Source organism: Sphingomonas sp. Leaf38 (assembly GCF_001421825.1).
Classification (GTDB): domain Bacteria; phylum Pseudomonadota; class Alphaproteobacteria; order Sphingomonadales; family Sphingomonadaceae; genus Sphingomonas.
Genome location: NZ_LMLD01000015.1, coordinates 332 through 12,770 on the forward strand (window position 1 = coordinate 332; position 12,439 = coordinate 12,770).

General features: G+C 66.4%; 14 protein-coding genes. 6 read left to right on the top strand and 8 right to left on the bottom strand.

Features of this window, described 5'->3' with window-relative positions; translation table 11 throughout:
- Positions 1 to 260 precede the first annotated feature (260 nt).
- Positions 261 to 1,502: an argininosuccinate synthase gene (locus ASE88_RS17595; RefSeq protein ID WP_234422517.1), complete on the bottom strand. Its 1,242-nt coding sequence runs from the start codon at positions 1,500 to 1,502 to the stop codon at positions 261 to 263.
- Between the two features lie 144 nt (positions 1,503 to 1,646).
- On the opposite strand from ASE88_RS17595, the gene ASE88_RS17600 reads away from it, so the two are divergent.
- Positions 1,647 to 2,039 (top strand): EF-hand domain-containing protein, encoded by a 393-nt coding sequence (locus ASE88_RS17600; protein ID WP_156348430.1) that lies wholly within the window; start codon positions 1,647 to 1,649, stop codon positions 2,037 to 2,039.
- Between the two features lie 141 nt (positions 2,040 to 2,180).
- On the opposite strand, the gene ASE88_RS17605 is transcribed toward ASE88_RS17600, so the two are convergent.
- From ASE88_RS17605 to ASE88_RS17615, 3 genes are read right to left on the bottom strand one after another with little or no spacing between them, the layout of a single operon-like run.
- Positions 2,181 to 3,407, bottom strand: coding sequence for an SAM-dependent methyltransferase (locus ASE88_RS17605; RefSeq protein WP_056480422.1), 1,227 nt, complete (start codon positions 3,405 to 3,407; stop codon positions 2,181 to 2,183).
- A gap of 50 nt (positions 3,408 to 3,457) precedes the next feature.
- On the bottom strand, positions 3,458 to 4,219 hold the full coding sequence (locus tag ASE88_RS17610) for a molybdopterin-dependent oxidoreductase (protein WP_056480424.1): 762 nt from the start codon (positions 4,217 to 4,219) through the stop codon (positions 3,458 to 3,460).
- A complete protein-coding gene (locus tag ASE88_RS17615) occupies positions 4,216 to 4,962 on the bottom strand; it encodes a cytochrome b/b6 domain-containing protein (protein WP_056480425.1) in 747 nt (248 codons plus the stop codon). Before ASE88_RS17615 ends, ASE88_RS17610 begins: the two co-directional genes overlap by 4 nt.
- A 51-nt stretch (positions 4,963 to 5,013) precedes the next feature.
- Here ASE88_RS17615 and ASE88_RS17620 point away from each other — a divergent pair, with 51 nt between their 5' ends.
- Positions 5,014 to 5,631: a flavin reductase family protein gene (locus tag ASE88_RS17620; RefSeq protein ID WP_056480430.1), complete on the top strand. Its 618-nt coding sequence runs from the start codon at positions 5,014 to 5,016 to the stop codon at positions 5,629 to 5,631.
- Between the two features lie 135 nt (positions 5,632 to 5,766).
- Here ASE88_RS17620 and ASE88_RS17625 read toward each other — a convergent pair whose 3' ends face one another.
- The 4 genes from ASE88_RS17625 to ASE88_RS17640 form a co-directional block, all read right to left on the bottom strand.
- Positions 5,767 to 6,525, bottom strand: a complete 759-nt coding sequence (locus tag ASE88_RS17625) for a sulfite exporter TauE/SafE family protein (RefSeq protein ID WP_235528006.1) — start codon at positions 6,523 to 6,525, stop codon at positions 5,767 to 5,769.
- Positions 6,518 to 7,723, bottom strand: a complete 1,206-nt coding sequence (gene rlmN / locus ASE88_RS17630) for a 23S rRNA (adenine(2503)-C(2))-methyltransferase RlmN (RefSeq protein WP_056480433.1) — start codon at positions 7,721 to 7,723, stop codon at positions 6,518 to 6,520. Before rlmN ends, ASE88_RS17625 begins: the two co-directional genes overlap by 8 nt.
- Before the next feature lie 217 nt (positions 7,724 to 7,940).
- Positions 7,941 to 8,414 carry an invasion associated locus B family protein gene (locus ASE88_RS17635; RefSeq protein WP_056480436.1) on the bottom strand — a complete coding sequence of 158 codons (474 nt, stop codon included), beginning with the start codon at positions 8,412 to 8,414 and terminating at the stop codon, positions 7,941 to 7,943.
- Positions 8,411 to 9,094: a histidine phosphatase family protein gene (locus ASE88_RS17640; protein WP_056480439.1), complete on the bottom strand. Its 684-nt coding sequence runs from the start codon at positions 9,092 to 9,094 to the stop codon at positions 8,411 to 8,413. The genes ASE88_RS17635 and ASE88_RS17640 overlap by 4 nt, the downstream gene beginning before the upstream one ends.
- Before the next feature lie 142 nt (positions 9,095 to 9,236).
- On the opposite strand from ASE88_RS17640, the gene ASE88_RS17645 reads away from it, so the two are divergent.
- From ASE88_RS17645 to ASE88_RS19690, 4 genes are all read left to right on the top strand, one after another.
- A complete protein-coding gene (locus ASE88_RS17645) occupies positions 9,237 to 9,890 on the top strand; it encodes an outer membrane protein (protein ID WP_056480443.1) in 654 nt (217 codons plus the stop codon).
- A 132-nt stretch (positions 9,891 to 10,022) separates the two neighbouring features.
- Positions 10,023 to 11,141: a DNA polymerase III subunit beta gene (dnaN, locus tag ASE88_RS17650; protein ID WP_056017955.1), complete on the top strand. Its 1,119-nt coding sequence runs from the start codon at positions 10,023 to 10,025 to the stop codon at positions 11,139 to 11,141.
- 110 nt (positions 11,142 to 11,251) lie between these two features.
- Complete coding sequence (locus ASE88_RS17655; protein ID WP_056480446.1) at positions 11,252 to 12,052, top strand: Coq4 family protein; 801 nt, start codon at positions 11,252 to 11,254, stop codon at positions 12,050 to 12,052.
- A gap of 97 nt (positions 12,053 to 12,149) precedes the next feature.
- On the top strand, positions 12,150 to 12,439 hold a 290-nt coding region (locus ASE88_RS19690), incomplete at its 3' end, for an AAA family ATPase (RefSeq protein WP_235528007.1).

Below are 12,439 nucleotides of genomic sequence, written 5' to 3' on the forward strand. Positions count from 1 at the left end.
GACAGGTGTGTTCGGCATCCAGGCTCTTCCCCACTAGGTGCAGGGTGTATGCGTGAAGATGCCTAAGGCGTGGTTAACGAGCGGGGGCAGGGCCGTGCAGGAGCGTTCACGCCATCTCCCCACACGCGCACCTCCCCGGCGAAGGCCGGGGCCCAGAAGGGGAGGCAGCAGTAACAACGCGCCGCCCTGCGTTGGCAACGTCCCCCAGCTGGGCCCCGGCCTTTGCCGGGGAGGTGTAAACGCAGCAAGCGCGCGCTTTTTTACCGGTCGCGCCGGCCCAACAAGCGCAACCGCAGCGCGTTCAGCTTGATGAAGCCCGCCGCGTCGCGCTGGTCGTACGCGCCCTGGTCGTCCTCGAACGTCACGACCTTTTCCGAATAGAGCGAATTGGGCGATTTACGCCCGACCACATACACGCCACCCTTGTACAGCTTCAGGCGGACGGTGCCCGAGACCTTCTCCTGGCTGTGATCGATCGCCGCCTGCAGCATCTCGCGCTCCGGCGAGAACCAGAAGCCGTTGTACAGCAGCTCGGCATAACGCGGCGCGAGCTCGTCCTTCAGATGCGCCGCACCCCGGTCGAGCGTCAGCTGCTCGATGCCGCGATGCGCGAGGTGATAGATCGTGCCGCCCGGCGTCTCGTACATGCCGCGGCTCTTCATGCCGACGAAGCGGTTCTCGACCAGGTCGAGACGGCCGATCCCGTGACGGCGGCCATAGCCGTTGAGTGTCTCGAGCAACGTCGCCGGGCTCATCCCCTCGCCGTTGATCGCCACGCCGTCGCCACGCTCGAAATCGATCGTGATATACTCGGGCACGTCGGGCGCGTCCTCGGGGTTCACCGTACGCGAATAGACATAGTCGGGGACCTCGTCCCACGGGTCTTCGAGAACCTTACCCTCGGACGAGGTGTGCAGCATGTTGGCGTCGGTCGAGAAGGGCGACTCGCCGCGCTTGTCCTTCGAGACCGGGATCTGGTGCTGTTCGGCGAACTCGATCAGCTTGGTGCGGCTGGTCAAATCCCATTCGCGCCACGGGGCGATCACCTTGATGTCGGGCGACAGCGCGTAATAGCCGAGCTCGAAGCGGACCTGGTCGTTGCCCTTGCCGGTCGCGCCGTGGCTGACCGCGTCGGCGCCGACCATCTTGGCGATTTCGATCTGGCGCTTGGCGATCAGCGGCCGCGCGATCGACGTGCCGAGCAGGTACAGCCCCTCGTACAGCGCGTTCGAACGCATCATCGGGAAGACATAGTCGCGCGCGAATTCCTCGCGCAGGTCGTCGACGAAGATGTGCTCGGGCTTCACGCCCATCATCTCGGCCTTGGCGCGCGCGGGCTCGAGTTCCTCGCCCTGGCCCAGATCGGCGGTGAAGGTGACGACTTCGCAGTTATACGTCTGCTGGAGCCATTTCAGGATCACGCTCGTGTCCAGGCCACCGGAATAGGCGAGCACGACGCGATTGATTCCGGCGCTGCCGGCGGGGTTGATCGGATCGGTCACGGGCAGGGTCCTTCAGGCAATATCCAATGCCCGCGCCCCTATGCGCTGGGGCGCCGCCATGCAACCGCCCCGCGCCTCCTGCATTCATGGCGCGTACAACCAAACCGGTCTATCCGCGCCGCAAATCTCTGGAGTTACCGCACCGTGCTACGCCAAACGCTTACCGTTCTCGTTCTCGCAGGGCTTGCAGGCCCGGTGCTCGCGCAGGAAACCCGCGCGTCCGCCTCGGCCAAGTTCAAGGCCGAATTCGCCGCGTCGGATACCAACAAGGACGGCGTCCTCACCCGCGCCGAGGTCCAGGCGCGGATCGGCAACATGAAGGTCGGCGGGCAGGGGCGTCCCGATCCGGTCCACGCCAAGCGCCTGGCGGACCTGTGGTTCACCAGCGCGGACAAGAACAAGGACGGCAAGGTCACACAGGCCGAAGCGCAGGCGCTGCTGGCCGCGACTTTTGCGAAGTACGACGCCAACAAGGACGGCAAGATCGGCGGCGACGAGCGCGCCGCGGCAAAGGCCGACGTGCAGGGCCCGCGCTGAGTCGCCTCGACACAAACCTCGTTCGCCCGCGGACGCGGGAGCCCAGCTAAGTACCGCAGTCTAGCGTAACCCTGGGCCCCCGCCTGCGCGGGGGAACGAGCAAGATTGACGGGGGGACTCTCCCCCCCCGCCATACCCGCGTCACCCCTCGCACAACGCCCGCTCGCCCTCGATCATGTAATCGCGCGTCAGCGGCAGCGTCATCCGGCTCTTCGACAGCTGGATCTGGTAATTGACCATCCCCCCGGTCCGGAACGCCGCCGCGGCGCCCGCGAGGTAGAAGGTCCACATCCGGTAGAATCGCTCGTCGTACAGTGCGACGATCGCATCCTTCGCCGCCACCGTCCGGTCGTACCAGAGGTCGATCGTCAGCGCGTAATGCACGCGCAGCACCTCGATATCGGTCGGGAACATCCGCAGCCCCTCATAACCGCGCACGATCTCCGACAGCGCGGGGTTGTACCCGCCCGGGAAGATGTACTTCGTCGTGAACGTGTCGGTGACGCCCGGCCCGCCCATCCGCCCGATCGTGTGGAGCAGCATCACGCCGTCCTCGGTCAACAGGTCGCGGCACTTGCGGAAGAACGTCTTGTACTGCGGCGGGCCGACATGCTCGAACATGCCCACCGACACGATCCGGTCGAACGTCCCCGTCAGCGCACGGTAATCGATCAGCTCGAACTTCACCTTGTCGGCAACGCCGGCTTCCTCGGCCCGGCGGCGCGCGACCTTCAGCTGTTCCTCGCTCAGCGTCACGCCGAGGACTTCGGCCCCCGTCTTCGCGTGCAGGTACAGCGCCATCCCGCCCCAGCCGCAGCCGATGTCGAGCACGCGCATGCCCGGCTGGATCGCGAGCTTGGCGGCGATATGCGCCTTCTTGTCGTCCTGCGCCCGCTCCAGGCTGTTGCCCGCGTCGGTGAAGTACGCACACGAATATTGACGATCCGCGTCGAGAAACAGGTCGTACAACCGGTCCGAGAGGTCGTAGTGATGCGCGACGTTCTTCTTCGACCGGCGCGCCATGTTCACGCGGTCGACGCGGTGGACGACCTTGTCGAGCAGCTTGATCGGCAGTGACGGATTGAGCCCGCCGCCGCGCTCCCACGGGCTGTTGCCCTTAAGCAGGTTTACCAGGTCGCGGATGTCGCCGCGCTCGATCACGAGCCGCCCGTCCATGAACGCCTCCGCCGCGCCGAGCGCCGGATGGCGAACGATCGCGCCAGCGACACCGGGCTTGGTCAGCCGGATCGTGACCGGGTTATAGGCCGGGTCGGGCTTGCCGAACTGCTTGGTGGTGCCGTCCGCATGGATCAGGATGAGGTCGCCGGTTTTGACCTGCCGGGCCAGGAAACGATCGAAAAGTGCCATGCCGCTTTAGCTAATGACTGGTACGGAAGTGCGCCACCCCCCGCAGGCGGTCAGATCCCCGCGTACCAATCATAATCGACGTTATCTTCCCAATAGCCGCCGTTGCCCTTGCCGATCCCGGCGAGGCTGTCGACCGCGTCGATCCGCATCACATATTTGGCGTGCTTGTAGCCGAGTTGTCGCTCGACCCGCAGCCGGACGGGCGCACCGTGCGCGACGTCGAGCACCTGATCGTTGAGCGCCCAGGCCAGGATCGTCTGCGGGTGGAACGCATCCACCAGGTCGACCGACTCGTAATAGTTCGCGCCGCCATACAGGTCGGCACAAGTGAACACGACATAGCGCGCCGAGTCGCGGATCTGCGCGGCCTTCAACAGCGCGCCCAGCTTGGGGCCCTGCCATTTGCCGATCGCCGACCAGCCCTCGACGCAGTCGTGCCGCGTGATTTGCGCGCGCGACGGCATCTGGCGGAGCTGCGGCAGCGTGACCGACAGCGGGCGACCGACCAGCCCGCCGACCTTCAGCCGGTAATCCGCGAAATTGTTCGCGACCATCGCGGTATAGTCGGGCGTCCCCGGATCGCGCGTGCCGTTCGACCGGAAGATCGGCGACATCTGCGCGGGGCTGAACTCGGGCACCAGCGCATTGCGGTTGGTCAGCGCGCGTTGCAGCCCGCGGTTCATGTCCTCGCCCATGAACAGGATCTTTCGTGCCTCGGGATGCTGGATGATCTTGTCGCATCCGGTGAGGAGCGCGCCCGCACCGATCGCAGCCCCGGCGACGAGCGCACGGCGGGTGATGATCGCGCTCATGCGGCGTCCTCCGGCTGATGGGCCGGGACGTGGAAGCGCCCCGTAATCATCGACCGCAGTTCGTTCCAGGCGCCTGCCAGGATCACCAGCGCCAGATGGACGATGATGAACAGCACGAGGCCCGTCGCCGCGATGAAGTGGATCGAGCGCGCCGACTGCCGCCCGCCGAACACGTCGAGCAACCACGGCCACGCCGCGTCCATCCCCGGCGACATCGTCAGCCCGGTCAGGATCATCACCGGGATCAGCACGAAGATCGTCGTGACGTACGACAGCTTCTGGAGGATGTTGTACGCCCCCGGCCGCTTCGGATCGTGAAAGCGGAACGCGAGATGCTCCTTCACGTCATGCGCGACCTCGCGCGGCGACAGCTCGGCCGCACGGACGCGCAGGTCGCGCTGGAAATGCTTGTTGATCAGGCTGACGATCATGAACCCGAGCAGCGCGAAGGCGAGCACCAGCGCGAACAACAAATGCCAGCGCCGCGAGATGGCGAGGTTGTAGCTCGCCGGGATCGTCAGCAGGTTGAGCAGCGACACCAGCCAGCTCGGCCATTGGTCGAGCGTCGTCCAGGCGGTATCGAAATTCGCGCCATACGCGCCCCAATATAGCCGCGGATGCGCCTTCAGGATGCCGATCCCGCTGCCGATCATGATGAACATCGTCACCACCGTCACCCAGTGCCAGACGCGCGTCGCCAGCCGGTGCCGCTTGATGATAGTCGGGGCAGTGGGATCGTTCATGCTCGACCTTCGCTATAGGCAGTCGGACGGCGATATAGCAGGATTAAGTACATGACCGAATGGCATTCTTACGAACCCGCAAACGGCCATCGCCTGCCGCATGATCCCCTGAACGCGATCGTCGCGCCGCGGCCGATCGGCTGGGTCAGCACGATGTCGGCGGACGGCGTCGCGAACCTCGCGCCGTATAGTTTCTTCAACCTGTTCAACTATTCCCCGCCGCTGATCGGCTTCTCGTCGATGGGCTGGAAGGACAGCGTCGCCAATATCGAGGCGACCGGCGAATTCGTCTGGAACCTCGTCTCGCGCGACCTTAGCGAGGCGATGAACACGACCGCCGCGAACGTCGCCGCCGACGTCGACGAATTCGCGCTCGCCAAGCTTGAGATGGCCGCCTCCACCAAGGTCAAGCCGCCCCGAGTCGCCGCGTCGCGCGCGCAGTTCGAGTGCAAGCTCACCCAGCTGATCCGCCTGGAAACCAAGGAAGGCCGCGAACTCGACCAGTGGCTCGTGCTCGGCGAGGCGGTCGCGATCCACATCGACCTGGCGATGCTCGAGGACGGCGTCTACCAGACCGCCCGCGCGAACCCGATCCTGCGCGGCGGCGGCCCCGCGGATTACTTCACGATCACCGAGGATGCGCTCTTCAAGATGCGCCGACCGGGCTGAGCCGCATCGGCGCCCGCGCCCAACCCCAACGCCGTCATCCCAGCGAAAGCTGGGATCTCCCGGTAACGAAGCGCACGCCTCGCCGCATGAGACCCCAGCTTTCGCTGGGGTGACGAGGGAGAGGGGCCAAGCGTCTCAGCCGTACGCCCGCCAGAAGAATACGATCGTCGTCGCGATCGTCACCAATAGCGTCCACACGCGGATGATCCTGGCCGACATCACCAGCCCGAGCTTCGCGCCGAAATGCCCGCCGACGATCCCGCCGAGCATCATCGGCACGCACAGCGCCCAATAGACCATGCCCGTGGCGATGAAGATGATCGTCGCCGCCAGGTTGGCGACCGCGAGCATCAGCGTGCGCGGCGCCGCAAGCCTGGCCGGCGTCGCCCCCGACAACAGCCCCCAGGCCGCGGTCAGCATCAGCCCGACCCCACCGCCGAAATAGCCGCCATAGACGCCCAGCATCGCCTGCACCGCAACGAGCGACTTCGGCCCGATCTCGACGCGCGACCGCAGCCACAAGGAGGCCTGCGTGCCGAACGCGATCGCCAGAGTCGCGAACAGCAACAGCCACGGCACGATCAGGTCGAACGCGCGCGCCGATGTCGCGACCAGCAACAGGCTGCCGATGAGCCCGCCGACAAAGGTGATTCCCGCCATCGTCCGCATGCCGACGCCGGACACGGGCTCCAGCCCATGCCGATACGTCCACGCGCTCGCCATCGCGCCCGGCTGGAGCGAGACGTTGCTCGTTGCGTTGGCGAAGGTTGACGGCACGCCGAGCCCGATCAGCGCGGGCATCGTCGCGAAACTGCCGCCCCCCGCCAGCGCGTTCATCGCGCCGCCGAGAACCCCAGCCCCTGCCGCCAGCGCAACCGCACTCCACTCAAGCAAAAGCGTCGGACTCGGCAGCGGCCTCGCGATCGAGCTGTGCGCGGCTCTTCTTCTCCGACGCGGTCTTGAGCTGCCCGCACGCCGCATCGATGTCGCGACCGCGCGGGGTGCGCACCGGCGCCGAAATGCCGGCCGCGAACACGATGCTGGAAAACGACTTGATCCGCTCGGGCGTCGAGCATTCATAGGTCGCACCCGGCCACGGATTGAACGGAATCAGGTTCACCTTGGCGGGCAGCTCGTATTTGCGCAGCAACCGGACGAGTTCGTGCGCATCGGCGTCCGAATCGTTCTTGTCCTTCAGCATGACATATTCGAACGTGATGCGGCGCGCATTGTTCGTGCCCGGATAGTCCGCGCACGCCTGCAGCAGTTCCTCGATGCCGTATTTCCGGTTGAGCGGGACGATCTCGTCGCGCACCTCCTTGGTCACCGCGTGCAGCGACACGGCGAGATTCACGCCGATCTCAGCGCCCGCGCGCGCCATCATCGGCACGACGCCGCTCGTCGACAGCGTGATCCGGCGGCGGCTGAGCGCGAGCCCCGCACCATCCATCACCAGCTTCAGCGCATCGCGGACATTCTCGAAATTATACAGCGGCTCGCCCATCCCCATCATCACGATGTTGGTGAGCATCCGCCCCTCGGGCTGGCTCGGCCATTCGCCCAGCGAATCGCGCGCGAGCATCACCTGGCCGACGATCTCGGCGGGCGTCAGGTTGCGCACCAGCCGCATCGTGCCGGTGTGGCAGAAGGTGCAGTTCAGCGTGCAGCCGACCTGGCTCGACACGCACAACGTGCCGCGATCCGCGTCGGGGATGAACACCATCTCGTAATCCTGCGCGTCGTCCGAGCGCAGCAGCCACTTGCGCGTGCCGTCGGTCGACACCTGCGCCTCGACCACGTTGGGCCGGCTGATGACGAAGCGCTGCTCGAGCCACGGGTGCATCGTCTTCGAGATGTCGGTCATCGCCGAGAACTCGGTCGCGCCGCGATTGTAGATCCAGTGCCACAGCTGTTTCGCGCGCAGTTTCGCCTGTTTTTCCTCGAGCTGCGACGTCTCCAGCGCCATCCGCAGATCGGCGAGCGACAGCCCGAGCAGGTCGATACGCCCATCGCTGCGCGGCACGAAGCTGCGGGGAACGGGCACGGGATCGATGTGCCCGGGGATGGGCATGAGGTTCGCGGCGGTCTGCATGCGGCGGCGCTTAGCGGAAATTTGCCGATTTTTCTACAGGCTGCGGAAGAAGGGCGTTGGGCGGCGAAGTAAGGCAGAACGCCCCCCGACATCAGCACCACCCCGGCGAAGGCCGGGGCCCAATTGGGAAGGTGGTGGTAACGATGCGGGGAGCGTCATCACGCGCGTCCCCCAATTGGGCCCCGGCCTTCGCCGGGGTGGTAGTAGGGGAGGGACGCTACCCCCCGCTACACGCCAGCACGGCCGCATCGATCGCCGTCGCCGCCCCGGACAGCGCATACACATCCGCAAACGGCCGTCCGCCGACGGCGACCGCCTCGACGCTCATGCTACGCCCCGATCGCAGCGCCGCGACGATCGCGCGGTCGCTCGGCGCATCGCTCGCCCACGCATCCAGCCCGCTCGCGACCAGCGCGAATCGGCGTTCGCCCACCGTCAGCGTCACGCCCGCCGACCGATCGCGCTCGCGACTGAGGCGGATGTGGAGCGACGCGCGCAGCCCGCGCTTGGGCCAGGTCGCGATGCTGGCGAACCCGCTCGACCGCCCCCCCGCCATCACCGGCCGCGCGATCGCGTAACAGCGGTCGGGCGTCGAGTCCCGAAAGGCGCCCCAACCCTTGTAGATACCGATCGTGTCGCGTCCCGATGTCGGAGCGGCGATCGCGAGGAGGAGCAGCGCCGCGAGTTTCACGCCGGGGCGAAGCCGGTGCCGAGATGCGGCACGGTTGCACAGCCGGCCTCGACCAGCGTGACCGAACCCTGCGGCAACCCCGGCGCGATCGGTGCGCCGAGCATGGGATCGACCGGCGCACCGGTCATCACGCCGAGCATCACCCGGCTCGAGATGCCGTGCATGATCACGAGTCTGTCGCCTGCATCGTCCGCGGTCTCCGCCAGCCAGCCGCCGACACGCGCCGCGATCTGCGGATAGGTCTCGCCGTCGGGCGCAGTCTTCAACAGCCCGCCGGGCAGCATCACCGGCCCCACCTCGTCGACCACGTCCGCATAATAGCGCCCGCCCCAGGACCCCATGTCGATCTCGACCAGCCGCGCATCGGTCCGCGCGTCGTGCCAGTCGAGCGCCAGATGCTCGCAGATCACCGCCAGCGTCTGCAACGCGCGCCCGGTCGGCGACGCCCACAAGGTCAGCGCAGGCTTCACCCCGAGCAGGTCCCGCAGCGCAAGGCCAAGCTCGTCCGCCTGTGCGAATCCTGCGCGCGTCAGCGGCGTATGCGCGGTGTCGCCCTGCAAACGATGCGCTGCGTTAAACACGGTTTCGCCGTGCCGCGCGACGAAATCGCGCCCCTTGCGTCGGGCCGGCGTATCGCTTGAACGGGCGCCCGGTTCACCCTGCCGATGGCTTGGAATCATAGGCCGCGTTTCAACCCCCTGTGGCGCAAAAGCAACGGATTTCCGCGTTTATCTGGGGTTCATGCAACGCGCGCCGGACTGGTCCATTGGGCCCGTGTCCACCTCGCGTTTGGAGGTGACGAGGACAGTATGGAGTATCCCAATGCGTAAGCTTATCGCCGTCTCGCTGCTCGCGACCACCGCCGTTGCGGCCCCCGCCCTCGCGCAGACCAACCCGACCTTCACCGGCCCCCGCATCGAGGGCACGCTCGGCTACGACCACACCGGCGCCGGCAGCAGCGTGTCCAACAACAACGGGCGCGACGACCAGAAGATCGACGGTCTGCTGTACGGCGGCGGCATCGGCTACGACATCGCGATGTCGAACAACGTCGTGCTCGGTGCCGAGGCCGAACTGACCGGCTCGACCGCCAAGAGCGACCGCAACGACTATACCAGCGACTTCGGCTATGGCCGCGTCAAGCAGGGCCGCGACATCTATGTCGGCGCGCGCGCCGGCTATGTCGTCGCACCGACGACGATGCTGTACGTCAAGGGCGGCTACACCAACGCGAAGCTCGACGTGCTCGCCGGCAGCACCAGCCAGACGACCGACAACAGCTTCAAGCTCAACGGCTGGCGCGTCGGCGCGGGTGCCGAGCATGCGGTCGGCCCGAACAGCTATGCCAAGCTCGAATATCGCTATTCGAACTATGAGCGCGGCAACATCGATTACGCGACCGGCGGCACGAGCCAGCGGTTCGACGTCGACACGGATCGTCACCAGGTCGTTGCAAGCTACGGCTTCCGCTTCTGATCGCGTTTTAACGCGACGTTTACCGTGATCAAAGAAGGGTCGGGGCGCTTGCTCCGACCCTTTGTTGTTGGGTAAGCCATCTGCGGATTGCCCCCAGCCCCGAGTCCGGCTGTGGAGGCCGGGGGAATTTTGATGAAGGCGACGATCGAACGCGCAACGCTCCTCAAGGGGCTGAGCCATGTCCAGTCCGTGGTGGAGCGGCGCAACACCATCCCCATCCTGTCGAACGTGCTGATCGAGGCGACCGCCGAAGGTACGCTGAAGCTGATGGCGACCGATTTGGATCTCCAGATCAACGAATCGATCGCCGCCGCGGTCGACCAGCCCGGCGCGACCACCGTGTCCGCGCACACGCTGTTCGATATTGCCCGCAAGCTCCCCGAGGGTAGCCAGGTCCAGCTCGCCGCGTCGGAAGGCCGGATGAGCATCGTCGCGGGCCGCGCGCGCTTCTCGCTCGGCACGCTGCCGCGCGACGATTTCCCGGTGATCGCGGAAGGGGAGCTGCCGACTCAGTTCGAACTGCCCGCCGAGACCTTGAAGCAGATCATCGACAAGACGCGCTTCGCGATCTCGACCGAAGAGACGCGCTATTATCTCAACGGCATCTTCCTCCACGTCGCGGACGGTGACAGCTCGAACCCGGTGCTGAAGGCCGCCGCAACCGACGGCCACCGCCTCGCGCGCGTCACGCTGCCGCGTCCCGAGGGCGCCGAATCGATGCCCGACGTGATCGTGCCGCGCAAATGCATCGGCGAGTTGCGCAAACTGCTCGACGAGGTCGACGGCTCGGTCGGCGTCTCGCTGTCGCCGACCAAGATCCGCTTCGACCTCGGCCAGGCGATCCTGACCTCGAAGCTGATCGACGGCACCTTCCCCGATTACAGCCGCGTGATCCCGACCGGCAACGACAAGATCCTGAAGATCGACCCCAAGAGCTTCATGGAAGGCGTCGACCGCGTCTCGACGATCGCCACCGAGAAGACCCGCGCGGTGAAGATGGCGCTCGATCGCGACAAGATCACGCTGTCGGTGACCTCGCCCGAGAACGGCACCGCCGCGGAGGAAGTCCCCGGCGATTACGTCGCGCTCCCGTTCGAGATCGGCTTCAACAGCCGCTACCTGATGGACATCCTCGCGCAGATCGACGGCGACATGGTCGAGGTCCACCTCGCCGACGCCGCCGCCCCGACGCTGATCCGCGAAAACGACAAGTCGCCTGCGCTCTACGTGCTGATGCCGATGCGCGTGTGACCGGCACGCCCTGACGATCGATCGAAAGGCCATCCTCCGGGGTGGCCTTTTTTGTTTGTACCCGTCGCCGGATCTGGTACTAACAGCAATGTCAGTAAGGAGTCGACTCGATGGCGAAGCTTCCTCCCTTTCCCGGTACGACGGGTCGTCGCGATTGGCCGACGGCGTTCGACGCGATCAAGAAACTGCTCGCCAACGGTGACGACACGACTCAGGTGTTCCGGATCATGCGCGCGCTGAACGTCGGCAACGCACCGATGAATTACGCCCGGCTGATCGCCACCGAACAGGGCGGGCGGATCGCCTATGATCAGGTCGAGCTCGCACGGCGGTTTTCCGATCCTGCGTTCGTCGCGAGCTTCGCGCCCGGCACGGTCGGTGCGGCGTATCGCACCTTCCTCGAGACGACGGGCTATTCCGCCGACGGCTTGGTCGAGGTCTCGCGCCTCGTGCCAAGCGAGGACGATCTGGCGCACCCATACGCCTGGTTCGGCCGGCGCGTGCGCGACACGCACGACATCTGGCACGTACTGACCGGCTACAAGGCGGACGAGAGCATGGGCGAGGCCGCGCTGGTCGCGTTCAGCTATGCGCAGGTCGGCGGGCTCGGCTGGGCGCTGATCGGCTCGGCGGCGGCGCTGAAAAGCATTCGCGTCACCGGCAGCCGGCTCTTCGCGAACGCGGTCTGGGAAGGCTATCGCCACGGCCGCAAGGCGAAGTGGATTTCGGGCGAGGACTATCTGACCCTCCTGCACGAGCCGCTCGACGCCGCGCGCGCACGGCTCGGTATCGCGACACCGGTCGCGTATCTGCACGCGCAGCGCGAACTCGGACCCGAACTCGCCTCGTATCTCAGCACGCAGCGCGCGGCGACCGCGGCGGCCATCGCGCCGGAGCGGATCGCCGCCTGACGCGACGGTCGACCCGACCAGCCCCTTACCCCGTTCGTGCTGAGCGAACGGAAAAGGGCGATGCAATCGGCTCCGAAAGTCCTTTAAGGCGGGGGCAATGCTCTCGCGCCTCGTCCTTACCGATTTCCGCAATCACGCCGATCTGACGCTCGCACCGGGCGCCGGGTTCGTAGTGCTGACCGGCGAGAACGGCGCGGGCAAGACCAACATTCTCGAAGCGGTATCGCTGCTCGCCCCCGGCCGCGGCCTGCGGCGAGCGGCACTCGGCGAGATGGCGCGCCAGGGCGGGGCAGGCGGCTTCGGCGTCGCGGCCACCTTGTCCCCCGAGGCGTCGGCGCAGGACGCAACCAAATCCCCCTCCCGCTTGCGGGAGGGGTTAGGGGAGGG

Excerpts from the sequence above, each read along its gene's own strand:
- ASE88_RS17605 (WP_056480422.1), bottom strand. The coding sequence starts at position 3,407 with ATGGCACTTTTCGATCGTTTCCTGGCCCGGCAGGTCAAAACCGGCGAC.
- ASE88_RS17610 (WP_056480424.1), bottom strand. The coding sequence starts at position 4,219 with ATGAGCGCGATCATCACCCGCCGTGCGCTCGTCGCCGGGGCTGCGATC.
- ASE88_RS17615 (WP_056480425.1), bottom strand. The coding sequence starts at position 4,962 with ATGAACGATCCCACTGCCCCGACTATCATCAAGCGGCACCGGCTGGCG.
- ASE88_RS17620 (WP_056480430.1), top strand. The coding sequence starts at position 5,014 with ATGACCGAATGGCATTCTTACGAACCCGCAAACGGCCATCGCCTGCCG.
- rlmN (WP_056480433.1), bottom strand. The coding sequence starts at position 7,723 with ATGCAGACCGCCGCGAACCTCATGCCCATCCCCGGGCACATCGATCCC.
- ASE88_RS17640 (WP_056480439.1), bottom strand. The coding sequence starts at position 9,094 with ATGATTCCAAGCCATCGGCAGGGTGAACCGGGCGCCCGTTCAAGCGAT.
- ASE88_RS17645 (WP_056480443.1), top strand. The coding sequence starts at position 9,237 with ATGCGTAAGCTTATCGCCGTCTCGCTGCTCGCGACCACCGCCGTTGCG.
- dnaN (WP_056017955.1), top strand. The coding sequence starts at position 10,023 with ATGAAGGCGACGATCGAACGCGCAACGCTCCTCAAGGGGCTGAGCCAT.
- ASE88_RS17655 (WP_056480446.1), top strand. The coding sequence starts at position 11,252 with ATGGCGAAGCTTCCTCCCTTTCCCGGTACGACGGGTCGTCGCGATTGG.